General features: G+C 47.3%; 22 protein-coding genes and 1 other annotated feature. Of the genes, 17 read left to right on the forward strand and 5 right to left on the reverse strand.

Features of this window, described 5'->3' with window-relative positions; all coding sequences use genetic code 11:
* Window positions 1-146: 146 nt before the first annotated feature.
* Complete coding sequence (locus ABGV42_RS02535; RefSeq protein ID WP_347380239.1) at window positions 147-1400, reverse strand: cytochrome P450; 1254 nt, start codon at window positions 1398-1400, stop codon at window positions 147-149.
* A 106-nt stretch (window positions 1401-1506) separates the two neighbouring features.
* Between ABGV42_RS02535 and ABGV42_RS02540 the strand changes: the two genes are divergently transcribed.
* The 8 genes from ABGV42_RS02540 (at window position 1507) to tyrS (ending at window position 9969) form a co-directional block, all read left to right on the forward strand.
* On the forward strand, window positions 1507-2655 hold the full coding sequence (locus tag ABGV42_RS02540) for a YhgE/Pip domain-containing protein (protein WP_347383118.1): 1149 nt from the start codon (window positions 1507-1509) through the stop codon (window positions 2653-2655).
* 75 nt (window positions 2656-2730) lie between these two features.
* Window positions 2731-3276: a PadR family transcriptional regulator gene (locus ABGV42_RS02545; protein ID WP_347380240.1), complete on the forward strand. Its 546-nt coding sequence runs from the start codon at window positions 2731-2733 to the stop codon at window positions 3274-3276.
* A 178-nt stretch (window positions 3277-3454) separates the two neighbouring features.
* Entirely contained in the window at window positions 3455-3763 is a 309-nt protein-coding gene (locus tag ABGV42_RS02550) for a Dabb family protein (RefSeq protein ID WP_347380241.1), read from the forward strand.
* Between the two features lie 353 nt (window positions 3764-4116).
* Entirely contained in the window at window positions 4117-5436 is a 1320-nt protein-coding gene (locus ABGV42_RS02555) for a nucleobase:cation symporter-2 family protein (protein ID WP_347380242.1), read from the forward strand.
* 293 nt (window positions 5437-5729) lie between these two features.
* A complete protein-coding gene (locus ABGV42_RS02560; RefSeq protein ID WP_347380243.1) occupies window positions 5730-7199 on the forward strand; it encodes a protein adenylyltransferase SelO in 1470 nt (489 codons plus the stop codon).
* 156 nt (window positions 7200-7355) lie between these two features.
* Window positions 7356-7805, forward strand: coding sequence for an Imm63 family immunity protein (locus tag ABGV42_RS02565; RefSeq protein WP_347380244.1), 450 nt, complete (start codon window positions 7356-7358; stop codon window positions 7803-7805).
* Between the two features lie 13 nt (window positions 7806-7818).
* Window positions 7819-8265, forward strand: coding sequence for a DMP19 family protein (locus ABGV42_RS02570; RefSeq protein ID WP_347380245.1), 447 nt, complete (start codon window positions 7819-7821; stop codon window positions 8263-8265).
* Window positions 8266-8367: 102 nt separating this feature from the next.
* Window positions 8368-8590: a binding site (T-box leader), on the forward strand.
* A gap of 119 nt (window positions 8591-8709) precedes the next feature.
* On the forward strand, window positions 8710-9969 hold the full coding sequence (gene tyrS / locus ABGV42_RS02575) for a tyrosine--tRNA ligase (RefSeq protein ID WP_347383119.1): 1260 nt from the start codon (window positions 8710-8712) through the stop codon (window positions 9967-9969).
* Between the two features lie 156 nt (window positions 9970-10125).
* Here the strand turns inward: tyrS and ABGV42_RS02580 are convergent, their stop codons facing one another.
* The 4 genes from ABGV42_RS02580 to ABGV42_RS02595 form a co-directional block, all read right to left on the reverse strand.
* Entirely contained in the window at window positions 10126-10404 is a 279-nt protein-coding gene (locus ABGV42_RS02580; protein ID WP_095286418.1) for a YxcD family protein, read from the reverse strand.
* Between the two features lie 5 nt (window positions 10405-10409).
* Complete coding sequence (locus ABGV42_RS02585; RefSeq protein ID WP_347380246.1) at window positions 10410-10910, reverse strand: hypothetical protein; 501 nt, start codon at window positions 10908-10910, stop codon at window positions 10410-10412.
* A gap of 99 nt (window positions 10911-11009) precedes the next feature.
* On the reverse strand, window positions 11010-11576 hold the full coding sequence (locus tag ABGV42_RS02590) for a PadR family transcriptional regulator (RefSeq protein ID WP_095286420.1): 567 nt from the start codon (window positions 11574-11576) through the stop codon (window positions 11010-11012).
* A gap of 189 nt (window positions 11577-11765) precedes the next feature.
* Complete coding sequence (locus ABGV42_RS02595) at window positions 11766-12326, reverse strand: beta-class carbonic anhydrase (RefSeq protein ID WP_347380247.1); 561 nt, start codon at window positions 12324-12326, stop codon at window positions 11766-11768.
* Between the two features lie 221 nt (window positions 12327-12547).
* Here ABGV42_RS02595 and ABGV42_RS02600 point away from each other — a divergent pair, with 221 nt between their 5' ends.
* The 9 genes from ABGV42_RS02600 to mutL all read left to right on the forward strand — a co-directional run bounded on the left by ABGV42_RS02600 (window position 12548) and on the right by mutL (window position 25417).
* Window positions 12548-14062: a carboxypeptidase M32 gene (locus ABGV42_RS02600; protein ID WP_347380248.1), complete on the forward strand. Its 1515-nt coding sequence runs from the start codon at window positions 12548-12550 to the stop codon at window positions 14060-14062.
* Between the two features lie 149 nt (window positions 14063-14211).
* On the forward strand, window positions 14212-15216 hold the full coding sequence (locus tag ABGV42_RS02605; protein WP_347380249.1) for an ABC transporter substrate-binding protein: 1005 nt from the start codon (window positions 14212-14214) through the stop codon (window positions 15214-15216).
* Between the two features lie 29 nt (window positions 15217-15245).
* Complete coding sequence (locus ABGV42_RS02610; protein WP_347380250.1) at window positions 15246-16040, forward strand: ABC transporter ATP-binding protein; 795 nt, start codon at window positions 15246-15248, stop codon at window positions 16038-16040.
* 41 nt (window positions 16041-16081) lie between these two features.
* Window positions 16082-16873 carry an ABC transporter permease gene (locus ABGV42_RS02615; RefSeq protein WP_431523628.1) on the forward strand — a complete coding sequence of 264 codons (792 nt, stop codon included), beginning with the start codon at window positions 16082-16084 and terminating at the stop codon, window positions 16871-16873.
* 468 nt (window positions 16874-17341) lie between these two features.
* Window positions 17342-18319 carry an aromatic acid exporter family protein gene (locus tag ABGV42_RS02620; RefSeq protein WP_095286425.1) on the forward strand — a complete coding sequence of 326 codons (978 nt, stop codon included), beginning with the start codon at window positions 17342-17344 and terminating at the stop codon, window positions 18317-18319.
* Between the two features lie 75 nt (window positions 18320-18394).
* A complete protein-coding gene (locus ABGV42_RS02625; protein ID WP_095286426.1) occupies window positions 18395-18955 on the forward strand; it encodes an outer spore coat protein CotE in 561 nt (186 codons plus the stop codon).
* Between the two features lie 109 nt (window positions 18956-19064).
* On the forward strand, window positions 19065-20315 hold the full coding sequence (locus ABGV42_RS02630; protein ID WP_347380251.1) for a putative amidoligase domain-containing protein: 1251 nt from the start codon (window positions 19065-19067) through the stop codon (window positions 20313-20315).
* Window positions 20316-20519: 204 nt separating this feature from the next.
* The gene (gene mutS / locus ABGV42_RS02635) at window positions 20520-23312 is read left to right on the forward strand and encodes a DNA mismatch repair protein MutS (protein ID WP_347380252.1); all 2793 of its coding nucleotides are present in this window, start codon (window positions 20520-20522) and stop codon (window positions 23310-23312) included.
* A gap of 20 nt (window positions 23313-23332) precedes the next feature.
* Window positions 23333-25417, forward strand: a complete 2085-nt coding sequence (gene mutL / locus ABGV42_RS02640; protein ID WP_347380253.1) for a DNA mismatch repair endonuclease MutL — start codon at window positions 23333-23335, stop codon at window positions 25415-25417.
* Window positions 25418-25425 lie beyond the last annotated feature (8 nt).

Below are 25425 nucleotides of genomic sequence, written 5' to 3' on the forward strand. Positions count from 1 at the left end.
TCTTTCTCGTAAGTTCTTGTCATTATAATATGAAAAGAAGGAAGGTTCTTGGACGATATTGCTCCTTCGCATGCCATAAATAGCAGGGCAGCAGCAGAAAAAAGAGCAGATTCCCTGCTCTTTTACGGTTGTCCATCTATAGAGTACTACGTATATAACTTCATGGGAAGGCTTGTCAGAGATTGACCTGCTGCAGATGGGGTCAGGTGATCTTCCAGAATAAATCCGCTGACTGGTTCAATGCTTGTGAAGGTTTGCAGAAACGTTGTCAATACAATTTTGGCTTCCAGCCTAGCCAGAGGTGCACCCAGGCAGAAGTGTGTGCCAAAGCCAAAAGCGAGCTGTTTATTATTGTTCGGACGATGGATATTCAATGTGAACGGATCCTCGAACATGTCCTCATCCATATTGGCTGCACTCATCCAGGCCACGATTGCGTCTCCTTTTTTGAGTTCAACACCAAGCAGATTATTATTCGCCTTGACCATGCGGTCCATTTTACTGATATGGAAACGATAGCGCAGCATTTCTTCCACTGCATTTCCAACAAGCTCTGGATTGTTTCTAAGCTCCGTGTACAGTTCAGGCTTATCATAGAGCAGTGCATAGAACGAGTTGGCGAGCAGGTTGCTTGTCGTTTCTATTCCTGCCCCCAGAATAAACATGGTTGTGCGTACAATCTCCTCATCCGTGAAATGCTCACCATCCACCTCGACCTGAATCAGGTCCGAAATAATATCCTCGGCAAGATTAGTCCGTTTGGACACAACAAAAGGATAAAGGTATTCAAAATATTGCTGACCAGCAATTTTCTTCATTTCATTGATTCGGTTAAAGGTTGCATCCGTTGTTGGCATGAAGAGGATATCTACCCATTCCTTGAACAAGAGCCGGTCTTTGGAAGGGATGCCGAGCAGATCAGACATGATGATCACTGGAAACATACTTGTGTAGGCTTTTACAATATCCACCTCGGGAAGCTGGGAGAATTCCGCGACTAATTCGTCGGCTACTGCCTGAATACGCGGTTCCCAAAGTTTGAGACTTCTTGGTGTAAATGCACTTGCCAATAGTGATCTTCTCTTGCGGTGTTCCGGAGGATCCACGTTGTGAATATCCAGCTTGTCCGGAATGTGATGCTCGTTATCTGCGCCTTCTCCCTCACTCGAATATCCCACGTTAACAATCGATCTTTTTCGTACACTGGAGAAATGTTCATGATCGTTCAACACGGTTTTGACCAAGTCATACTTGAACACATGCCAGGAATCCGTCTCCTCATTGTAGACGACAGGTTCCTGCTTGAGCATGTGGCGATACCAACGATAGGGGCTAAACTCTTCTTCTTTCGATTGGAATTTCGTGATTTCAGACAGAGAAATGATGGTGCTCTTCTTCATTCATCTTACCTCCTTAGTTGGGGTCATTGACAAATATAACAAACAAGAGTACTTTAATTCAAGTAGTTTAAATTATAATGATTAGGTGGAGTAGTGAGTGAAAAGCATGCTAAAGCATAAAGGAGTCAAAGCGGGGATATTCATGATTGTGTTTTATCAGATTGTGATGCTGACCGTTTTCATGTCCGGATATAGCGCCATCCCCAAAAATGTAACGAATCTTACCGTGGCCATCGTGAATGAGGACCCACAATCGGGTACTGAATTCGTTCAGAAGCTGCAGGAGCAGCTTCCGTTCCATATCGTTACCGATGAGTCGCTGGAACAGGCGAAGACGGGGCTGGAGGACCGCGATATTCATATGGTTATACGTATACCTGGTGATTTTACGGAGAAACTGTCTGAACAGAACGGCAAAGCGCAGCTGGAATATTTGATTAATGAATCTAACCCAACCACGATTACCAGTTCGATGAAAAATGTAGCAACAGAAATAACCGCCCAGATCAGCGCCCAGGTTCAGGCTCAAAGCTTCGAAGCGGTATTAAACGGAATGCAGGTTCCAGAAGAGCAATCCAAGCAGATTGTGGAATCAACCACTGGCAAGGTCTCGTCCAATATCGTCATGAGTAATCCGCAGCCTGCCGGCATGCAAAATCAGATGGCACCGATGTTCATTACGATGGCGCTGTACGTTGGAGCCATGATCTATGCCATGCAGAGCGTTGGCGGGATGCAGCAGCTGCGTGCCCAAATGGGAAAATGGAAAGCTTTTTTTGCCCTGCGAGGTACGAACCTGCTCATTTCTCTGATTGCTCCTCTGGTTGGAATAGGCATCTACTTCATGGTTCAAGGATATGGTATGGAAGTGTTTCTGAAAATGTGGCTTGTCCACAGCCTGCAATTGTTCGTGTCGATTGAGTTTACAAGTATCTTCATCATGCTTCTTGGCCAAGGAGGTATGCTGATCAACATGGTGTTTGTACTCAGTCAGTCCATTGCCAATGGTACGTCCATGTCACCGGAGATGATGCCGGGATATTTCAAATTTGTCAGCCAAATCACGCCGATGTTCTATTCCACGCATTTGGATTACAATATTCTCTTTGGCGGTGGCAGAACGGCCCATTATGCGATTGGACTAGCGTTGGTTGGACTGGCAGCCTTCGTTCTCAATGCAGCTATTCACCATTTCAAAAACGCCAAGCAAACAGAACTTGTGCAAGAGTCTTCACAACAGCCCGCTATCGTTTAAAATAAGAAATAAAAGGGCCTGGCGACTTTCGGCAAGAAGCTTTGCCCTTTGTAAGAGCAGAATGGGGGCAGTCACATGTCGATTCAAATATTTATTCTCGGTGCATTAAGTGAGGGGAATTGTTATCCCTATGATATTAAGAAGCAAATAGGCAAACATTTGGATCAGACCGAGGCCAGAATTACGGAAGGCACGATCTATTACAATTTTGAAGTTTTGCATAAGAAGGGTCTAATCAAGAAGATTGAAACGATCCAGAGTGAGAATAGACCAGACAAGACGATGTATGGGATAACTGATCAAGGACGCATCGCACTGGAAGAGAGTATTTATAAAGTGTTTCAGAAGTTTACGACCATCCAGTCCCTATATACGGCCCTGGTTAATCTGGATAAAGTGGATAATCAGAAGATCGCTTACCTTATTGAAGATATTATTGTGAAACAGAGAAAGAAAATCGAGTATATCGAACAGCAGAAGCCAGAGGAAATCGATGTAAGTGAGGATCTAATGGATGCGCTGTGGTTGATGAGGGATCACGCTTATCACACGATTGAGAGCAATATTGCATGGTTGCAGAAGCTCCTTCACCATGTTCAAAGCAGAGCGTTAAAGCACTAGACCTCATTGTGGTTTGCAAAGAGGCGCGTCATGTCAGACCAAGTCTGACTTTGGACGCGTCTTTTCTGCGTTTGAAGGAAAAGCGATATAGGTATGCGAATTGCAACGTGTAGAATAAACATATAAAATTTGAGATGAGTCGCAGATCAACATTTTGTAACGAGGGAGATGGAATCTCATGTTCGAACATCTGGTCGTATTCAAATTCAACGATAAAATTACACCGTCAAAACAACAGGAGTTTGTCTCGCAACTGCTCGCTTTGCAGGACAAAATTCCCGGGATCATCGATCTCACTGCTGGAATCAATGTAACGGAAGAAACAGATCGTATTCAGGGATTCACACTTGGATTAAGGGTGACGTTTGAAAGTCAGGAAGCATTGCGTGCATATGGTCCGCATCCCGCCCATCAGGCATTTGTAGCTTCTCTTGACGGATGGATAGAAAATGTCATTGTAACGGACTTCCCGATCCCTTCGAAATAAGATGGGAATGAAGCGGAAGACAGGAGTATGGATATAAATAAGATCATGAATTTGAAAACAAAAGTATCTACGGATTTAACCGTAATAACGAATGCGAATCAGGCTGGCACAATGCGTGCTGGCTTTTTAATTTTTTCCTACAATTCACCACAAAAGGCAGTTGTGTTAGGTATTGTTACATATATAATTGGGTGTTTTGTTTAAAGCGCCCAAAACGATGCGATTTCTTTATCTCCTATAACAATTATCGTTCATGAATCATGGAACTTCCCGAAATAGTTTATATAATGTGAATCAACATAACATGATTATTGAACGTCTTAGCTTGATTCTAATTTCGGGGGGCAGTGCGGATGAACGAAACGAAAAAGATGAGAATTTTTTCACTGGGAATTCAACATGTATTGGCAATGTATGCCGGGGCAATTCTGGTACCTTTGCTTGTGGGAAGAGCATTAAATCTGACTGCAGAGCAGCTGGCGTATCTGGTGTCCATTGACCTGCTAACATGTGGTGTGGCGACATGGCTGCAGGCTCGAAAAGGGAAGTATCTGGGCATTGGTTTGCCGGCGGTACTTGGAAGTTCTTTCGTAGCCGTTACACCCATGATTGCCATCGGATCGCAATATGGCATTCCAGCCATTTATGGGTCTATCATAACAGCCGGGTTATTTATCGTCATCTGTGCTGTATTTTTCAGCAAAATCGTTAAATTGTTCCCTCCCGTTGTGATCGGTACCGTTGTAACCATTATTGGTCTTGCGCTTATCCCTACCGGAATCAAGAATATGGCTGGCGGGGCTAACAGTGAGAATTTCGGAAGCTTGGACAATCTGGCCCTTTCATTCGGGGTACTGCTCTTTATTTTGGTGCTGAACCGATATGCTCGTGGTTTCGTTAAATCGCTTGCCGTCCTGATCGGCATTATCATGGGAACACTCATTGCCGCTCTTATGGGAAAAGTGAATTTCTCCCCTGTACAGGAAGCGTCATGGTTCCACTTGCCACAACCCTTTTATTTTGGAATGCCAACATTCGAGCTTGGCCCGATTATTACCATGATTATTGTAGGAACCGTTGTGATTATAGAGTCGACGGGTGTGTTTATGGCTTTGAGCAAGATATGCGATCAGCCCATAAATGAGAAGGATCTGGCGCGCGGTTATCGCGCAGAGGGCTTGGCTTTTGTACTTGGAGGTATATTCAATGCCTTTCCGTACAACACATTTGCTCAGAATGTCGGGCTCGTTCAACTGTCCAAGGTGAAAACAACGAATGTTGTCGTTGCAGCCGGAGGCATTCTGGTCTTCCTCGGACTCATACCGAAGGTAGCTGCTTTTGCAACCATTATTCCAAGTGCTGTATTAGGCGGAGCGACGGTCGTTCTGTTCGGCATGGTCGTGTCATCCGGGATCAAAATGCTGCAAACCGTCGATTTTGGCAAGCAATCCAACCTGTTAATCGTCGCTTGTTCGGTTTCGCTCGGGCTTGGTGTTACAGCCGTACCAGACCTGTTTGCCCAGCTGCCTCAAAGCGTTCGGATTATTGTGAGCGATGGGATTATCACGGGAAGTCTGTCAGCCATACTGCTTAATGTCTTTTTCAACCTCGGTTTCAAAAAAGAAAGTCTGCCTGTTCAGCCCGTAGCGGGAACACAAGAGGCACATACCTGATTCAATCTTAACCGGATTATAACGGATTAAATGAATAAGCCCACGTTGAATTCATTGGTAGGAAGGGATGGGAACCATCATTCTTCTTCCTGATGAATCAACGGGGCTTTTTGGTTATAGGACGTCATGAAACATGCAAACACCGTATAAATATGCTAAAGTTTCATTATGAACAGATGGCATGTTCTTCATTTCGAAATTCCATGCGACTACATAAATGAGCATTGGTTCACACAGGCTACATGAATACAAACAGAGGAATTCCTTTGTTAAGGAGAAGGAGTGGAGTTCACATGGAAAAGGCTAAGCTAAGCGCAGGCTGGAATCTGGACAATAGTTATGCACGGCTGCCGCAGACTTTTTATACGAGTCAGGGCGCAGTACCGGTGCAATCACCTGAGCTCGTCATCTTAAATGAAGCACTTGCTGCCAGCTTAGGATTGAATGCTGAAGCGCTGAACAGCAAGGAAGGGGCAGCTATTTTTGCAGGCAATGAAACTCCTCCTGGAGCCGAGCCTCTTGCTCAAGCTTATGCAGGTCATCAATTTGGCAATTTTAATATGCTTGGTGATGGACGAGCATTGCTGCTGGGTGAACAGATTACACCACAGGGCGAGCGGGTGGACATTCAGCTCAAAGGTTCGGGAAGAACGCCATACTCCCGAGGAGGGGATGGTCGTGCGGCGATTGGACCGATGCTGCGCGAATATATTATCAGTGAAGCCATGGAAGCACTGGGTATTCCAACAACCCGAAGTTTGGCAGTTGTGACTACTGGAGAACATATTATTCGCGAAACGGAACGGCCAGGTGCCATATTAACCCGTGTCGCCTCCAGTCACATCCGCGTGGCAACCTTTCAGTATGCAGCTCGGTGGGGTTCTGTAGATGAACTAAGAGCACTGGCGGACTACACGCTGGAAAGGCATTTTCCAAACATTCCTGCAGATGATAACCGATACTTGAACTTCCTACGGGAGGTCATCAAGCGTCAGGCTTCTCTGGTAGCGAAATGGCAAAATGTTGGGTTTATACACGGCGTGATGAATACAGATAATATGGCCATCAGTGGAGAAACGATAGATTATGGACCTTGTGCATTTATGGATGCTTATAACCCGGCCACAGTATTTAGTTCAATCGATACACAAGGTCGTTATGCTTACGGTAATCAGCCCTATATTGCGGGTTGGAATTTGGCTCGTCTTGCGGAGACACTGCTTCCGCTATTGCATGACAATGAAGATGTGGCCATACAGATTGCACAGGATGCCATTTCCCAGTTTTCGGAACAGTATCATCATGACTGGTTGTCCGGCATGCGTGCCAAGCTGGGATTATTGACGGAAGAGGCAGAAGATGAAACGCTGATTAAAGATCTTCTGGAACTTATGGAAAAGCATTCGGCAGACTATACAAATACGTTCTTAGCTTTAACTTTTGATAAGTGGGAAAACTCGAATCTGAACGAAGCACCGGAATTTGCGGAATGGAACGAGCGCTGGAAAGCCAGACTGGGCCAGCAGTCTGAATCAAAAGAAACTGTGGAGCAACGGATGAAGAGCAGCAATCCTGCAATAATTCCTCGGAATCATAGAGTGGAAGAGGCGCTCGAACGGGCAGAGAATGATGGGGATTATAGCCTGATGAATCAGCTGCTTGCCGTTCTCCAGAAACCATATGCTCATACAGCGGAGCAGGAAGAATACGCTACATTGCCTACGACGTGTGATCCAACCTATCGGACATTTTGCGGAACCTGATGGGTGATGCTGATAAAGAATCAATCAAGAGTTATGATAGGTACATTGTGATGAGTAAGAGCACCCTTGTGATTGTGAAGAAGCTGCCACGGGCAGCTTTTTCATGTTCATGCCATGTGGAATACAAATTAGATGAATAGCAGGTGGTGAGTTGCCATGTCGGCTGTTTTAACGAAGCAGGAATTAACGGTAAAACTGCTTGAACTTTTATCACGAACAGACTTTGCCCAAGAACAGAGCAATAAATATGTTAACCGTCTATTGGACCCATTCAAATGGGAAGGTGTACCTTATGTTGAAATGGAAGATGGAATATATATCGTCACTATCTATGAACGTGGAATGCCCATGTTGGAGAAAAAGTTGAAGCAGACTGAGATGGTTATCTACTGGCTGCTGGAAGATATCATTTTTACCGCAGTGCATGTGGAGATGTTGAGGAAATACAATGTTGATAATATCAACACACACTTGAAATACACAAACGAAGTGAACCAGGAAATGGACCAAAATGTAACGAACGCTTTTCAACAAGTGGGAGAACCCTATTTGCATTGGCACCAAACCGGTAAACGTCACGTACTGGAGAGCATGAAGCATAAGTGAGGGGATTAAGGGCATGACTAATCAAGATATCAATGATGTATGGTATGAATATGCGTTGAATTTTGTCGACAAAAAGAACAACCATGAACAGGGATGGTCTGGCTTAACACCACAGGAGCAGGAGATAGCTGCCTTATGGGTGTTAGAAGTGGATGTTTATAACGGTGGATTCATTTCATTTTTCTGCAACTGGGGAGAAGAGGCATACCTTCATGTTTTGCGGGCATTACATACGATTGATGCGAACGAGGTGCTGAAAAATATTCAGGAACAGTATAGCTGCATAGAGCATTTGGCAGATGATGAAAGGCTGACTGCATTATGGGACATTCCCCGTTTACTTACGGCAGAAGACGAACAAAGGTTAGATACACTGGATCAGCGATTATGGGACAACGAGGATCAGCTTGCGGAGAAGGCATATACGTATTATCATGGAAAGCTGCATATTCAGGCATAGTAAAAGGGATCGAAGTCTCCTTCGCTGTTTTTATCTGTAGTTTGAATACAGGCTCTTGCAATGGCTTGAACGTTCGGCTATACTGGCTATAATCTAAATACATGAATTACGTTGATGGAGCGCAGTAGCGGCTTTGTCCCTGTTACAGAAAGTCAGGGGTTGATGGAACCTGATACATACAAGGGCTGCGAATTACACTCTGGAGTACTTGGGTAATGCCAAGCGGAACAGGCAAACGATATATTGCCAAAAGCGGTATGGACAATGCGTAAGCATCTGTTCATGCAAGTTGGGTGGTACCACGGTTATGATAATCGTCCCTATGTCTAATGAAGACAAGGAGGCGATTTTTTTGTGTCCAAAAAAGCTGCTCCAATCTGTATTTTTCACCATTAACGTAGACCATGACTGTAGAACGAAAAGGAGAGAAAGGGGTTGTTTGGGTTGAATATTATTGATGAACTTGAGTGGCGCGACGCCATTAACCAACAGACGGATGCGGAGGGACTGCGTGAGCTGACCGAAACGAAGTCGATATCCTTGTACTGTGGGGTTGATCCTACTGGAGACAGTATGCACATCGGTCACCTGATTCCGTTCATGATGCTGAAACGTTTTCAACTTGCGGGACATCGTCCGGTGATCCTGATTGGGGGAGCAACAGGTACAATTGGTGATCCAAGTGGACGTCAATCCGAGCGTTCGCTGCAAACGCTGGAACAAGTACAAGAGAACGTCAATAAGTTGACGGCTCAGATGAAAAAATTGTTTGTAACCAAAGGCGACAACCAGGTTCGCATGGTAAACAACTACGACTGGACACATCAAATTAATGTTATCGAGTTTTTGCGTGATTACGGCAAAAACTTTAACCTTAACACGATGCTGGCAAAGGATGTTGTGGCGAGCAGACTGGAAGGCGGAATCTCATTCACCGAGTTTTCCTACCAGATCCTGCAATCTCTTGATTACCTGCACCTGTTCCAAAACGAGGATGTACAGCTGCAAATCGGTGGCTCCGATCAATGGGGCAACATCACGAGCGGTCTGGATCTCATCCGCAAGAAAGAGGGATCTGAAGCAAGAGCATACGGTCTGACGATCCCGCTGATGCTCAAAGCCGATGGTACGAAATTTGGTAAAACGGCTGGCGGGGCAATCTGGCTGGATCCGGAAAAAACGACACCATTCGAATTCTACCAGTTCTGGGCCAACACCGATGACCGCGATGTCATTAAATACCTGAAATACTTCACGTTCCTGAGCAAAGAGGAAATCGAAGCTTTGGCTGACAAGGTGGAGACAGAGCCGCACAAACGTGAAGCACAGAAGGCACTCGCCGAAGAAATGACAAAATTCGTTCACGGTGACGACATGCTGGAGCAGGCTAAACGCATTACCGCAGCGCTCTTCAGTGGAGATATCCGTTCCCTGACAGCCGATGAGATCGAGCAGGGCTTCAAGGAAATGCCAACGTTTGAAACCGACGGCGAAGCCAAAAACATCGTGGACTGGCTTGTGGATCTTGGTCTCGAGCCATCCAAACGCCAAGCGCGTGAGGATGTTACCAAAGGTGCTATCTCCATGAACGGAGAGAAGATTACGGAACTGGAATTCACAGTCTCTGCGGAGCATGCCATTGGCGGCAAGTTCATCATTATTCGTAAAGGCAAGAAAAATTACAGTCTGGTTAAACTGAAATAGAAACGTACAATTTCTTTAATATCTTGGGAAGGACAACGAATGTTTGAATTCCCAAGATATTAAATTTCCAAGGTACACAAAAGGGCCGTCTCCACTTATGTCAATGACATTAGGGAGACGGCCCTTTTAATAATTCATCCGCAAATGCTGTATTAATTATTGATTCACAATAGCTGTAATCTCTTCGTCCAGATCGAGTCGGACGTTCTCACGGTAAGCCCGGATGTTGTATTCGCTGTGCAGATAGCGCAGGATCGCTTCAATCATATTGGATTCAACCAGGTATTGACTACGGCCTTGAATCCAGACTTCAGCGGAGTATCCCGTATCTTCTTCCCAGCTCAGTTCAACATTGACATCGGTCGGACGTACACCTTTGCGTTCAGCCATGTGAAGACAGATCGCGTTAACAATCTCATCCATGCTTAGAACCATAACGATTAGTACCGTCCGTTTCTGTTGCGGTCATCATCATCACGATCATTGCGGCGGTCATAACGACCATCTGCAGCCGGTTTACGGCGATTCGTGATCTTTCTGAAGAGTGTCATTGCCAGCATAACGATCAGCATGATTGCAGCCACGTTTACAAGCAATCCAAGAATGTTACCGAGGGCGCCCATGCCGCCGAACAATCCGCCGAACAGCATACCTGCCAGACCACCCAGCATCATGCCTTTCATAAATCCGCCGCCACCACCGAAGAATCCGCCACGGTTAGTTGCAGCTGTGCCTGTACCCGAGTTTTTCGAGTTCGACTGGCTCACATTATTGTTGTCGGTTTTCTTAGGTGTATTGGTATAACTTTTTGTGCCTGATTTGAAACCGCCACCACGTCTTGCGTCAGCAGAATCCGGATTTGCTACGCCAACTGTTGCAAACAACAGAGTGAAAGCCATGAAAACCATCATCAGATGTTTAATTCCAAATTTTTTCTTCATTGTAAAGATCGTAACCCCCCGATTAAATTGTGTGATCAACCCTAAAAATGGGCCTTACTCATGTAATACGGTCTACAAGCAGGAACGTTTCAAATTTTATTAATTTTCCGAAATAATCGGACAAGGGTCCTGAATGGCTGCCTGACCATCCAGCAGCTGAGTCACCCAGTTGCACCATTCCAAGCCGGTCTGGGCATTCATTAATCCCTTTTGAACCAAAATGTAGCTTCCGAATTCCCGGCTGCCTACACGGAGGTTATCCTGAGGGATGCGGGACTTCAGATCCTCGAAATAACGGATGCGCTCCATAAACCAGTTCTTGCGCTCATTCAGAATGCGTCTCATGCTTCCATCTTCGGCAATGCCGACACACAAAATACGCAGATTGAATTCGTCACGCGTCACTGGAGCTGTAACCGGAGTAATCATCCAGCCGAGCAGCTTCTCAATACCTTTTTCCGTGACTGCATACATTTTTTTGTCCGGTTTGTCAGACTGTTGCACCCAGCGGGAAGATAATAGTTCATCATTTTCCATCTTGGACAGGAGCGGGTAGATCTGACTGTGTTTGGCTTGCCAATGAGGCTGGATTTTCAGCATCAGATCGTAACCAGACGACTCCTCGCGGGTAAGCAGCCCGAGCAATCCGTAGGAAAGTATGTTCATGCACATGTCTCCTTAATATTAGGGCTGGGCCAGTGAAAACAATGGATATTGCTATCAATGACCGCTTTCATAAAAGTGTACACTGAAACTGTATGGTTTGACAACCTGACAGCATAACTGCCTCAATTTAGACAAAAAAAGAGTGCGGACCATGAGGTCCGCACCCAAAACCATTTAGAGAGATGCCTGTTACTCGTACCCTTCAACTACAAGCTCAAGCTCGCCTGTGGAGGAATCGATAATCATGCCGTGAACGGGTACTCCCTGTGGAAACAGGGGATGATTTTTGATGACTCCTACAGTATGTTTTACCCCTTCATCAACACTGTTAAACCCTCGAAGCCAATTGTTCAAATTGATTCCGGAGTTGTCCAGAGCATTGATGACTTCCTTGGACACACCGCGGTCAAGCATGTGACCAATCATTGTGTCTGCTTGCAAAGATGCCATACCGCACTCGGTGTGACCGACAACAACAACTTCGTCTGCCCCGAGCTCATAAATAGCTACAAGCACGCTTCGCATAACAGAACCGAAAGGTTGAGAGATAATGGCGCCCGCAGTTTTAAGGATTTTAACCTCACCATTCTTCAAATTCATCGCTTTAGGCAGCAGTTCTACCAGGCGAGTGTCCATGCATGTGATAATTGCCATTTTTTTGGTTGGAAACTTACCGGCCGTATACTTTTCGTATTCTTTCGTCTCGACAAATGATTTGTTGTACGCCAAAATCTCTTGAATGTTGTTCATGTCCATTGCCTCCTGTTATCCAATACGATGAGCCCGGCTGCTTGCATCGGTATGCAGCTTGTCCTACGCCCTATTCTTGATTATATCACGGTCGGCAAACGACATGATATCTTATAAATGAGAATCAAGCCATTTACCTCTGTTAAAAGTTGATTATACGCATTGCAAAAAGTATCATCAATAGGGAGTCTAAACTTTTTTTGGAGAGGTGAACGATAACAATGGAACAACAAACGCAGAAACATCTGGAATCATTCCTTAATTTGGCCAGCAAAATCAAAAGTTATCACGAAGCCATTGGTTTGCTTCATTGGGATCTGCGCACAGGTGCGCCGAAGAAAGGCGTTCCGACTCGTTCGGAAACGATCGGTATGTTATCTACCGAAGCGTTCAAGCTTCAAACGTCGGATGAGATGAAGACCTATTTGGACACGCTGACAAACCCTGAGGTGTTGAAACAGCTGGATGATACAGACCGTCGCCTGGTAGAAGAATGCAAAAAGGAATACGATCGCAGCCAGTCTGTCCCGCCTGAGAAGGTACAAGCATATACAGTGCTTACGGCCAAATCCGAAACGGCATGGGAAGATGCCAAGCATAACAGCGATTTTGAAGGCTTTTCCCCTTATTTAACTGAAATTGTGAAACTCAAACAGGAGTTCATCGACTACTGGGGTGTGAAAGATACGCGTTATGATACCCTGCTTGATATGTACGAGCCAGACCTGACGGTTGAGAAAGTCGATGCGGTATTTGCCCGGTTAAAAGCACGCTTGGTGCCGCTGCAGGAAAAAATTAATGCTTCTGAAAACAAGCCGAACACGGAGTTCCTGAACCAGCTGTTTGATACGGATCAACAGGAAAAATTCAGTTTGTTCATTTTGGGACAGATGGGTTATGACTTCGATGCTGGCAGACTGGATGAGAGTGTTCATCCCTTCGCAACAGGACTTAACCCGGGGGATGTGCGAATCACGACGAATTATTTGCAGGATGATGTGACGAGCGCCGTATTCAGTTCATTGCACGAAGGCGGACACGCTTTATATGAGCAAAATATTGACGAAAGTCTGGCCGGTACCCTTCTGGCTGAAGGGACGTCGATGGGCATTCATGAATCCCAGTCCCGTCTCTGGGAAAATATGATTGGCCGCAGCCGTCCGTTCTGGACACGTTACTACAAAGATTTGCAGCAGCATTTCCCGCAATTAAGCGAAGTAGCACTGGAAGACTTCTACCGGGCAATCAACCGTGTTGAAAGTTCATTAATCCGTATTGAAGCAGATGAACTGACGTACAATCTGCATATTATTATTCGTTATGAGATTGAGAAAATGCTGTTTAACGAAGGGCTGGAAGTCAAGGATTTGCCGGAGACCTGGAATGCCAAATACAAAGAATATCTTGGCATTGTACCTCCAAACGATGGTTTAGGCGTGCTTCAGGATGTACACTGGTCCGGTGGTGATTTTGGTTATTTTGCTTCGTATTCCCTTGGCAACATGTACGCAGCACAGATTCTACATACATTGCGTAAGGAACTGCCGGAGTTTGATTCTTATATTGCTGCAGGCAACCTGATTCCCATCAAAGAATGGTTAACGGACAAGATTTATCGTTACGGCAAGAGCCGTACGCCATCCGAATTGATTCTCGCTGTGACAGGTGAAGAGCTAAACCCGGATTATCTGGCTGACTATCTAGAAGCAAAATATACCGAGATTTATAAACTGTAGTAGCACAATCACATCACACAAATAGGCACTTGAGAGAGCCGGGCATAAGCCCGGCTCTTTTTTGGTGTGCAAGTTCTTAACCTTTTGGTGGGCAGCGGCATATTCATAGTAGAGAGAAACTGCTGAAACCAGCGAAGGAGGGAAACAACATGAAGTACACTCCCTGGTTTATCCGGGCCATCGTTATTTTACTGATTATTATTGTGGCACTCACGAGCTGCAATGAAGAGAAAAATGAAGCGAAAATTACGATTGGTGAGGTGACCCGTTCTGTATTTTATGCACCGGAGTATGTAGCCGTGGCCCAAGGATTTTTTGAAGAAGAGGGGCTGGAGGTCGAGATCCAGACAACTGCTGGTGGTGACAAAACGATGGCTGCCTTGCTCGCAGGCTCTGTAGATATCGCTCTGGTCGGAGCGGAGACATCCATCTACGTCTATCAGCAGGGAGCGGAAGATCCGGTCATTAACTTTGCTCAGCTAACCCAGACAGACGGAACATTTTTGTTTGCACGCAACGCGGAGGGCAGCTTCGATTGGGATCAGCTCAAACAAAGTACGTTCCTTGGTCAACGCAAAGGCGGGATGCCGCAAATGGCTGGAGAGTTCACGTTGAACAAACATGGCATTGATCCACAGAGTGATCTGGAATTGATTCAAAATATCGATTTTGCCAACATTGCATCTGCATTTGCGTCGGGTACAGGGGATTATGTACAGCTGTTTGAACCACAGGCTTCCATCTTTGAACAGGAGGGTCGCGGGAAGGTTGTTGCATCTTTTGGAACAGAGAGCGGACATCTGCCTTACACGGTGTTCATGACGAAACAAAGTTACATCAACGACAACAAGGAAATGGTACAGAAATTTACAAACGGGCTGCATAAAGCACAGGTCTGGGTAAATTCCCATTCAGCTGAAGAGATTGCCGAGGTCATCCTCCCTTACTTTAAAGACATCGACCAATCTATTCTCGTAAGTAGTATTAATCGCTATAAGGAACAGGGAACGTATGCAACAGATCCGATTATTGATGATGAAGAATGGAACAATCTGCTTGACGTCATGAGTGCGGCTGGTGAACTTGAACAACGGGTAGATTCCCAAGCGATTGTTGATAACACCTATGCGGAACAAGCGGCATCTGCGAAGTAACCAGGCATTCAGGAAAGGGAGTGATCGCCATGCCTGAATCCGATACGGTGATTAGACTGGAAGGCATCTCGCAAGTTTATGTCAATGAGCGTGAAGCCTCATTGGTCATAGAAGACCTGAGTCTTCAGGTTAAACAAGGAGAATTTGTCAGTCTTGTTGGTCCGAGCGGGTGTGGCAAAACGACATTGTTGTCCATCATCGCCGGACTGCTGACTCCGACCGCAGGAGAAGTGAAAATTAAAGGGAAACTGGTTGAAGGTCCTTCCGCCCAGATTGGCTATATGCTGCAGCAGGACTATCTGTTTCCATGGCGCACCATTCTGGATAATGCGCTGATTGGACTTGAATTGACAGGCAGGCTGGATGAACGGAGTCGTAAGCGAACACGCGAGCTGCTTGCAGGAATGGGGCTTGCTGAAACAGAGAATTTATACCCTTCGGAACTATCCGGAGGCATGAGACAGCGTGTCGCGCTTGTGCGAACACTCGCAACCGATCCGTCCTTGCTGCTCCTGGATGAACCGTTCTCTGCACTGGATTACCAGACCAAACTGCAGCTGGAAGATCTGATTTCGGATACACTCAAGGAATCGGGAAAAACCTCGGTGCTGGTCACACATGACCTGTCCGAAGCCATTGCGGTAAGTGACCGAGTTATCGTGCTGGATCGTAATCCTGGCCGAATCCGGAAAGAGTTCATCATTCCAGAAGAAATCCGAAAGTCTCAGCCCTTTTACGCGAGGGAACAGGAAGGTTTTAATGAGCTTTTTCAGGCGCTATGGAGCGAACTGGAACAGTCCGGAGGAGGTGAGAAGAACGGGTGAATCAGACGAGAGAGAAGCAGGAAATGCGCCGTGATGAATGGATGCAGAAGCTGCACCAGGGCCACATGAAGCAGGTCGCTGAGTGGCGCCGCAAGGTACTTGCGGTTCAGCTGTCCCTGCTGGTCTTCATGTTTTTGTTATGGGAACTGGCTGGAAGGCTGCGCTGGATTGATGTGCTGCTGTTCAGTTATCCAAGCAAAGTTTTTGCCCAGATCGGCAAGGACATCGCCAGTGGAGAACTGTGGGCACATGTCGCAGTCACCGTTGGGGAGACGGCAGTTGGCTTTTTGCTGGGGACGCTTGTCGGAACGCTGCTTGCGGTCCTGATCTGGTGGTCTCCTTTTTTGTCCAAAGTGCTGGATCCCTACATGGTCGTATTCAACAGTATGCCAAAGGTGGCGCTAGGCCCTATCTTTATCGTCATGTTTGGTGCAGGTTTTACAGCTATTGTCATGACAACGTTGTCCATTACGGTGATTATTACTACCCTTGTCGTATACAACAGTTTCAACGAAGTGGACAGCAATTATATTAAGGTCATTCGTACGTTCGGTGGAGACCGGTCCGTGATTTTTACCAAAGTTGTACTTCCAGCTTCCTTTCCCGCTATTGTTTCTACATTGAAAGTCAATGTGGGCATGGCCTGGGTCGGCGTGATTGTGGGTGAGTTTCTGGTCGCCAAACAGGGACTCGGGTATTTGATTATCTACGGATTTCAGGTCTTCAATTTTACGCTGGTCTTATCGAGTCTGCTCATTATCGCGGCCGTAGCTACAGCAATGTATCAGCTTGTGGTGTACGTGGAACGAAAACTGCTGGCAGGTCGCAGGTAGTGTCACAAGCGGGATTAATAGAACAGGATAAATCCTGCTATGTATACAATTTCACAAGGGGTGTCACGTTGCCCGATAACCAAAAATCAAGTACCATACTAATACGAATATTCCGTGCAGTCTCTCATGTATGCGATGATTGGAGAGTAGGGCCCTATGGCTTGCGCCCGCATGGATCAAAATGGCCAGCGTCCCTCATCCGGGACGCGATGTTGTAACCGGCATGCATGGGCATGTCGGTTGATGCCGTTTATTGCTTCTGATATGACTGCATATACTTGTGCATCCCTTCAATAGCTTCTTTTTCATGAAACGGGAAATGGTTTGCCTTAGGGTGTGTAATACTAAGTATTGCGGAACCAGGCTAACACAGATTTATTAGAGGTATGAAACAGGACATGCGTTCAACCGGATGGGACGAAGAGCTGGCTTGGACATATAAGCAGCTTAGAGGAGAGGTCATGAGAAATGGGTTTTAGGGTAATCAAAACCGCAATTGCTGCGCTGATGGCTGTACTGATTGCGGACTGGTGCGGCTTGCCCGGGCCAACATCGGCAGGCTTGCTGGCCATTCTGGGTGTCGATGTTACGAGAAAAAGAAGCATTCGCACGATTTCGGCGCGATTTTTTGCTTCTGTGGTAGGTCTTTTGTTTGCAAGTGTACTTTTTCACTTTCTAGGCTTCCATTATTGGGTTCTGGCCGTGTACATACTGATTGCGTTTCCGGTAATTGTTCGGGCCGGATTCAAGGAAGGCATTGTGACGGGGTCTGTCGTGGTCTTTCGTGTCTTCAGTGGCGGGGAAATGGACGTTCAGGTCATTTTGGTACAAATCGGGTTACTGCTGATTGGTCTTGGATCTGCAATGGTCGTTAATCTGGCTTACATGCCAGCAGCGGATCCGCAAATGCTTCAGATTCGCAAAAGGATCGACGAACTGTTCTCCGTGATCTTCAAGGAATTTGCTGCGACTCTTCGTAATCCGAATGAGGTATGGGCAGGGAAGGAGCTGATCGAAGCGGACAAGGCTGTTCTGGGCGGCATTGAAGCAGCCAAGCGTTCACTTGAGAATCAGGTCATTCATCCGAACGAAGAATGGAGCGTATACTTTTACATGCGAAAAACGCAGCTGGACTCCATTCAGCATATGATGCATCTGGTATCCCAGATTTATCAGAAGATGCCGCACGCCGAGATGGTGTCGGAGCTGTTTGACCAGCTCAGTCAGGATGTGCTTACAGAGTCTTACACTGGACGAACCGAAAAACTTCTCGCAGATGTGCAGGAAGAATTCAGGCGAATGGAGCTGCCAGATACAAGGGAAGAATTCGAGATTCGTTCCGCGATTCTCCAGCTGTGCCGGGAACTCGCGCTGTATCTGAAAATTGCGAAGAAGGACAAAGCGCCTTCTCCGATTACGGACCGGTCCCAATCTACAAACGAATAATAGAAAATAGTTGTCACCCTAGACGGATGCCCTGCATACACTTGTAGTGAATGATTGTATGGAGGAGGTTTAAAGATGTCATTGAGTCATAAACATCAATGTAGAGAGATCATCACGAAGGCGATCTGCGGCAAGGGTCGTAAGTTCTCTACCGTAACACATACCGTGACTCCGCCTAATGGTCCGACCAGTATTTTGGGGGCTTGGATTATCAACCACCAATATGAAGCCGTATCAGCGGGGGACGGAATTGAAGTTATTGGTACTTACGATATCAACATCTGGTATTCCTATGACAAAAATTCACAGACAGATGTAGCCAAAGAAACGGTGTCGTATGTAGAACATGTGCCTTTGTCTTACCTGGATCCGAAACACCGGGCTTCCACAGTAGAGGTATCTGCGGATGCAACGCAGGAACCAAGCTGTGTGGAAGCCACAGTATCCGCAGGCGGAGGCAGCGTAATTATCCGGGTAGAACGGGAATTCGCTGTAGAACTGGTTGCCGAAACCAAAGTTTGCGTGAAGGTATGCACAGATGGCTGCGGAGACTACGAAGATAAGGATTATGACTTTGGCAGCACAGATGAAGATTATGATGATCTTGATCCGGACCTGCTTGACGAGGAACTGTAAGTTCTTCGTCTCTTGTATCCTTAGCTAAGGTATCATATGCGCCGCAAGCGGCAGTGAAGAGGGCGCAAGCCCTCTTTTTTCTTTTTGGGCGATGGAAAGGAGGGGCCGAATGAATGTGATGGAGGAGGCAGAGCAAGCGGCAAGGCGTTACGAACGCATGCTGGCAGGAGAACGGGCAGGACGATTGGAACGAGCTGGTATCGAAGTGCTTGCCTCACGTGAAAGGCAAAAACGGAAGCCTGGGCTTCGAGTACGTTATGATGTAGAGATATGCTGCCTGTACGCGCTTAGAATTAAACGGCGGGATACCAGCGGCATGGGCGGTACACAGGAAAGCGTGCTGGACCGGGAAATGGCCTCGACGCTGTTCAAACGAATTGAGCGGCTCGCCGTCAAAACATTATATACCCTTGGATTGGATCACGGTGCCGTACGGTTGGAAGCCTCGGGGAAAAATGGGTGTGCTGTTGTATCGATTGACCCCCGACCTTGGAAGGGCATGACAGATCTATCCGTCATGTACCGGGAAGGCTGGAAGCAGCTGCAGTCTCAACTGGATGAGGAAGGTCAGAACAAAGTAACACCTGTGCTCGGGATGGACCCGGAGTTTTTGCTCGTTCAGATGCCAGAATCGAAAATTGTACCTGCCTCAAGATTTCTGGGGCGTACGGGAATAGTAGGCTGTGATTCCGTGACTATTGGGGGCAGACGGATCTATCCAGTTGCTGAACTTCGCCCTGAGCCCAGCTCCGAACCGCGCGAGCTGCTAACGCACTTACTTAGGGCGTTTGACCTTGCATCCCGCAGCATAACGGATCATTCGCTCATTTGGCAGGCCGGGGGAATGCCGCAGCGAGGATTGCCGCTTGGAGGACATGTGCATTTCAGCGGAGTAACTCTTAATGGGGATCTGCTGCGTGCGCTGGACAATTATCTGGCCCTCCCGCTAGCGTTTCTGCAGGATCCGCGTGGGTCGGGCAGGCGTCCAAGGTACGGAGCACTGGGTGATTTTCGACTGAAGAACTATGGCGGATTCGAGTATCGTACACTTCCCAGTTTTCTGATCTCTCCACTCGTTGCCAAAGGAGTCGTCGCTCTCGCCGGTCTTATCGCCGCCTCCTACCCGAGTCTTCATCTACGTCCTTTGATGAACACATCCGTGCACACAGCCTTTTATGAAGGAGACCGGGAACGAATGAAGGAATACATCCCAGCGCTTCTGGATGATCTGGTCGGCTTGGAAGACTACGCAAGATATGAAAAGTATGCTGCCCCGCTGATACGCCACCTGAGAGAGGGTAGAACGTGGGATGAGAGCCGGGACATTCGCAAAGTCTGGAATATTCGTGCAGGTTCATGAAGAGTGGATGTTTTTTTGTTATAATAGGAATCAAGTCAATTTTGGATCTGATTACAGCTATGGAAGACATGCAAACAGCGGTCTGAAGGATGCGGCAGATGGCCGAAACATGAGGCGGAGGCACGCAGATGTGCCTGACCGCCTTATTGTTCCTTCTAGGGCAGGGACTCTTCCTGACAACATAGGAACGGATGGAGGATATTCATGGCTCAGTATACGCCAATGATTCAACAATATTTGCAAGTGAAGGCCGAAGCGCAAGACGCTTTTCTTTTTTTTAGATTAGGTGATTTCTATGAAATGTTTTTCGATGATGCTGTCAATGCTGCACGTGAGCTCGAAATTACGCTGACTGCTCGCGCAGGCGGCGGGGAAGAGAAAATTCCGATGTGCGGTGTGCCTTATCATTCGGCGGACAATTACATACAGCGTCTGATTGAAAAAGGATACAAGGTTGCCATTTGTGAGCAGATGGAAGATCCTACCGTAACCAAAGGGATGGTACGCCGGGAAATTGTGCGTGTCATTACGCCTGGAACAGTGATGGAAGGCAAGACGCTTGGTGACAAATCCAACAATTATATGGTCTGCCTGACGGGAAACCAAAATACACTGGCGCTTGCAGCGTGTGACCTGTCAACGGGTGAATTGTATGTGACGTCCGTTCCATATTCCAAGGAATGGCTGAAAGACGAGATCGGCATCTATGAACCTTCCGAATTAGTCGGTGATGCGCCTCTTCTTGAGACCGTCGCTGCGCAGTCTTCACCAATCGGGAGACCTGTTGTATACACGCCTTGGACCAAAAGCAAGGAAGACCTTGTTCGGCAACAATTCGGTGAGGCTGCCTGGGCAAGACTGGAGCCGGAACGTCAAGTGTGTGTCGCTCGTCTGTTCTCTTATCTGAGTGAAACGCAGAAACGTTCGCTGGGGCAATTGACACAAATCTCGACTTACGAGCCGGATCACTTCATGATTCTGGATCCATTCACCAGACGTAATCTGGAACTCGTGGAAACGGTTCGCGAGCGCTCCAAGAAGGGCTCGTTGCTCTGGCTGCTGGACAAGACGGAGACATCCATGGGTGCGCGGATGCTGCGGCGGTGGGTAGATAAACCCTTGCTGCAAAAAGGGAAAATCAATGAGCGGCTTGAAGCGGTGGACACGTTATACAATCAGTTCATTTTGCGAGAGGATCTGCGTGCCGAATTGAAGGACATTTATGATCTGGAACGTCTGGTGGGGCGGATTGCCTTCGGGAATGCCAACGGGCGGGATCTGAATGCACTCAAACTATCGCTGGATAAAATACCTAGACTGCGCCAGTATTGTGCAGATTCTTCTTCGACGACGCTGCAGAACATTGCGGAGATGATGGATGACTGTAGTGACCTGAGGGATGCCATCGGGTGTGCGATTGTGGACGAGCCTCCGGTTTCCGTAAGGGATGGGGGATTAATTCGTGAAGGTTATCATGAACGACTGGACGAACTGCGGGAAGCTTCGGTTAACGGCAAACAGTGGATCGCTGAATTGGAAGCAAAGGAGCGTGAAGCTACGGGCATCCGTTCGCTGAAAATCGGTTACAACAAAGTGTTTGGCTATTATATTGAAATTACGAAGTCCAATCTGGCCTCGTTGCCAGAAGGCCGTTATGAGCGGAAACAGACTTTGGCTAATGCAGAACGTTACATTACACCAGAGCTTAAGGAAAAAGAAACACTGATTCTCGAGGCACAGGACAAGATGGTCGATATCGAGTACGGATTGTTTGCGGAGCTTAGGGATCGGTTGAATCAGGAAATCGCAAGACTGCAAAAACTGGCCGAACAGGTCGCGGAAATTGATGTGTATCAATCCTTCGCAGTAATTAGTGCGGAGCGGAATTTTGTAAGGCCAACACTGACAGATGGTTATGATTTTGTAGTGGAACAAGGACGTCATCCCGTGGTGGAGGCTGTTATGCGAGATGGTGCCTTTATCGCCAACCACACGGCAATGAAAAAGGAAGAGGCACGTATTCTGCTGATTACAGGCCCCAATATGGCCGGGAAAAGTACCTATATGCGACAGGTTGCACTGATCTCGATCATGGCCCAGATCGGGTGTTTTGTACCAGCTGGTCAGGCAGAGGTGCCAATCATGGACCGTATCTTTACACGGATTGGCGCAGCGGATGATCTGATTGGCGGTCAAAGTACGTTTATGGTGGAGATGGCGGATATTCAGGTGATGACCGATAAGGCTACGCCTCGGAGTCTGATCATTATTGACGAATTGGGACGGGGCACCTCAACGAGCGAAGGCATGGCCATTGCCCAGTCCGTCATTGAGTATGTACACGACATTATAGGCTGTAAAGCGCTCGTATCGACGCATTTTCATGAACTGGCTCATCTGGAAGAAAGTCTGGATAAACTGGCGAACTACTCGATGGCCGTACAGGAGAGCGGGGACAAAGTGAACTTCCTGCGCAAATTGATTCCTGGTGCAGCCAGCAGCAGTTATGGTATATACTGTGCACGACTTGCCGGTCTGCCGGATAGTATCATTGAACGAGCGAATGGTTTACTGCACGGCTTCGAACATGCAGCCGCACAGGTGGCGGTCGGCAGTGAGTTTGCCGGGAAGGGAAAAAGCACGCTGGAATCGGACCTCAACATCACAATTGGATCGAATAATGCCAAGAGTGCCACAATGGTACGAGAAGAAGCTGAGGTTTCGGCACCCGATACGGTGACATACTTGGAGAGAGAGCCGGCCAAGGAGCGAGGCAATAAGAACAATTCTGCTTCCAAACAACAGGACGTTGTTCAGCTGTCCATATTCGGTGATGATGAACCAGATGTGGCTATCAAGCCCCATGTGGTCGCAGTGGACAAACCCGCGCGAGATTTTATCCGCCACATGAAAGACATTGATGTCATGAATATGACGCCTATACAGGCGATGCAATTATTGAACGATCTTAAGTTAAAGGCACAGCAATTATCCTGATAATACGGGAGGGGAAACCTGTGGCGAAAATACATGTCCTTGACGAACATATTGCCAACCAGATTGCGGCAGGTGAAGTGGTTGAGCGGCCTGCTTCGGTTGTGAAGGAATTACTGGAGAACTCGGTGGATGCTGGCGCTACCAAAATTGACGTTTCCGTTGATGAGGGCGGATTGCTCAGCATCCGTGTGAAAGACAACGGTTCAGGCATTGAACCCGAGGATCTGGAAACAGCATTTTACCGTCATGCAACGAGCAAAATTACGCACGGACGTGATCTCTTCCAGATCACAAGTCTCGGTTTTCGGGGAGAGGCTCTGCCGAGTATTGCGGCTGTCTCCAAGGTCGAAGTGCTCACGGCTAGCGGAGACGATGGGCGAGGACGCCGAATTGTGATTGAGGGTGGCAAACTGTGTACACATGAGGATGCAACTTCACCTCAAGGGACCGAGTTTGTTGTCAAAGAATTATTCTATAATACCCCCGCACGGCTGAAATATATGAAAACCATCCAGACCGAGCTGGGACATATCTCGGACGTGCTGTACCGGATGGCCATGTCCCATCCTCATATTTCTTTTACACTGCGGCATAATGCCAATGTCCTGCTGCAGACGCTTGGAAATGGCGACCTGCTTCAGGTGGTGGCAGCCATCTACGGAACGAGTGCAGCCAAAGCCATGCTGCCCATCGAGGGCGAAAATCTGGATTATCGCGTAAATGGATTAATTAGTCTCCCGGAATGGACACGTGCCAATCGGGGCGGCATGTCAACGATTGTGAATGGTCGATTCATTCGCAATTACGGCCTTAATCAAGCAATCCTTAAAGCGTATCACACATTATTGCCGATCAATCGGTTTCCGCTGGTTGTGGTACAGCTTGAGATGCATCCTTCGCTTGTGGATGTAAACGTGCATCCGGCCAAACTGGAAGTGCGATTCAGCAAGGAAGCCGAGTTGTACGAATTCATTGAAACGACATTGCGTGGAATACTGCGGCAGGAAGTGCTTATTCCTCAAGTGACCAAACAACAGATCAGACGTGGAGACAACAGTTCATTTATACAGGAACAGTTTCTGTTTCCGCGAGGTCCATACAAGGATGAGCCAGCGTTAGAAGCTCAGGATTCACAAGGCAAGATGAATCACGCTCCTGTGCATGGAAATAGGACTGTGGAGGAGGACGATCTGGATGCGCCCGCTGATATTCAACCGGGACAGACTGCAGGACTCTTTACAGAGGTACCTCCCTTGCCGGATGCTCCGCCGCCTGATCAGTTCAATCCGATTAATCCGTTTCAAGCAATTGTTGATGAGCGGGTTAAGGCAGATGAACGACCAGTGCCAAACCAAGATACAGCTCCTGCATATCGTTCCAACAACATGAATCCTCCAGTTAGAGAGAACCGTTCATCTTATCAAACGTCTAATCGTTCCAATATGGAGCGCAGCTGGAAGGGTTCAGGTTTACCTGATACTGCGAAGCTGGCAGCAGCGGTGAAGTCGGATGCAACGATGCCAGCATTCCCTGAGCTCAGCCTGATTGGTCAGCATCATGGTACGTATCTGATTGCCCAGAATGAAGACGGACTCTTTCTGATTGATCAGCATGCCGCTCATGAGCGGGTGAATTACGAGTATTATTATGAAAAGTTTGGCAACCCGGCTCAAGCTTCACAGGAGCTTTTGCTGCCCATCACACTGGAGTTCACCCCGTCCGAAACGGAAAAACTAAAGTCAAGGCTGGCCTGGTTTGAACAGGCTGGGGTATATCTGGAGCATTTCGGTGGGCAGACGTTTCGTGTGCGGTCCCATCCGTTCTGGTTTCCCAAAGGGGACGAGAAGGACATTATCGAGGAAATGTCGGAATGGGTGCTCAGTGAACGCAGCATTGATGTGGGGAAAATGAGGGAAGCTGCTTCCATCATGTGCTCCTGCAAGGCTTCGATTAAAGCCAATCAGAAGCTGACAGAACAGGAGGCGGAGACGCTGATTCAGCGACTCGGTTCCTGCCGGCAGCCTTACACTTGTCCACACGGGCGACCCATTGTGGTTTCATTTTCAACCTATGACCTGGAAAAATTGTTCAAACGGGTCATGTAGCTGTTTAG

Source organism: Paenibacillus pabuli, assembly GCF_039831995.1.
GTDB classification, from domain to species: Bacteria; Bacillota; Bacilli; order Paenibacillales; family Paenibacillaceae; genus Paenibacillus; species Paenibacillus pabuli_C.

Excerpts from the sequence above, each read along its gene's own strand:
- ABGV42_RS02535 (WP_347380239.1), bottom strand. The coding sequence starts at position 1,400 with ATGAAGAAGAGCACCATCATTTCTCTGTCTGAAATCACGAAATTCCAA.
- ABGV42_RS02540 (WP_347383118.1), top strand. The coding sequence starts at position 1,507 with ATGCTAAAGCATAAAGGAGTCAAAGCGGGGATATTCATGATTGTGTTT.
- ABGV42_RS02545 (WP_347380240.1), top strand. The coding sequence starts at position 2,731 with ATGTCGATTCAAATATTTATTCTCGGTGCATTAAGTGAGGGGAATTGT.
- ABGV42_RS02550 (WP_347380241.1), top strand. The coding sequence starts at position 3,455 with ATGTTCGAACATCTGGTCGTATTCAAATTCAACGATAAAATTACACCG.
- ABGV42_RS02555 (WP_347380242.1), top strand. The coding sequence starts at position 4,117 with ATGAACGAAACGAAAAAGATGAGAATTTTTTCACTGGGAATTCAACAT.
- ABGV42_RS02560 (WP_347380243.1), top strand. The coding sequence starts at position 5,730 with ATGGAAAAGGCTAAGCTAAGCGCAGGCTGGAATCTGGACAATAGTTAT.
- ABGV42_RS02565 (WP_347380244.1), top strand. The coding sequence starts at position 7,356 with ATGTCGGCTGTTTTAACGAAGCAGGAATTAACGGTAAAACTGCTTGAA.
- ABGV42_RS02570 (WP_347380245.1), top strand. The coding sequence starts at position 7,819 with ATGACTAATCAAGATATCAATGATGTATGGTATGAATATGCGTTGAAT.
- ABGV42_RS02580 (WP_095286418.1), bottom strand. The coding sequence starts at position 10,404 with ATGGTTCTAAGCATGGATGAGATTGTTAACGCGATCTGTCTTCACATG.
- ABGV42_RS02585 (WP_347380246.1), bottom strand. The coding sequence starts at position 10,910 with ATGAAGAAAAAATTTGGAATTAAACATCTGATGATGGTTTTCATGGCT.
- ABGV42_RS02590 (WP_095286420.1), bottom strand. The coding sequence starts at position 11,576 with ATGAACATACTTTCCTACGGATTGCTCGGGCTGCTTACCCGCGAGGAG.
- ABGV42_RS02595 (WP_347380247.1), bottom strand. The coding sequence starts at position 12,326 with ATGAACAACATTCAAGAGATTTTGGCGTACAACAAATCATTTGTCGAG.
- ABGV42_RS02600 (WP_347380248.1), top strand. The coding sequence starts at position 12,548 with ATGGAACAACAAACGCAGAAACATCTGGAATCATTCCTTAATTTGGCC.
- ABGV42_RS02605 (WP_347380249.1), top strand. The coding sequence starts at position 14,212 with ATGAAGTACACTCCCTGGTTTATCCGGGCCATCGTTATTTTACTGATT.
- ABGV42_RS02610 (WP_347380250.1), top strand. The coding sequence starts at position 15,246 with ATGCCTGAATCCGATACGGTGATTAGACTGGAAGGCATCTCGCAAGTT.
- ABGV42_RS02615 (WP_431523628.1), top strand. The coding sequence starts at position 16,082 with ATGCAGAAGCTGCACCAGGGCCACATGAAGCAGGTCGCTGAGTGGCGC.
- ABGV42_RS02620 (WP_095286425.1), top strand. The coding sequence starts at position 17,342 with ATGGGTTTTAGGGTAATCAAAACCGCAATTGCTGCGCTGATGGCTGTA.
- ABGV42_RS02625 (WP_095286426.1), top strand. The coding sequence starts at position 18,395 with ATGTCATTGAGTCATAAACATCAATGTAGAGAGATCATCACGAAGGCG.
- ABGV42_RS02630 (WP_347380251.1), top strand. The coding sequence starts at position 19,065 with ATGAATGTGATGGAGGAGGCAGAGCAAGCGGCAAGGCGTTACGAACGC.
- mutS (WP_347380252.1), top strand. The coding sequence starts at position 20,520 with ATGGCTCAGTATACGCCAATGATTCAACAATATTTGCAAGTGAAGGCC.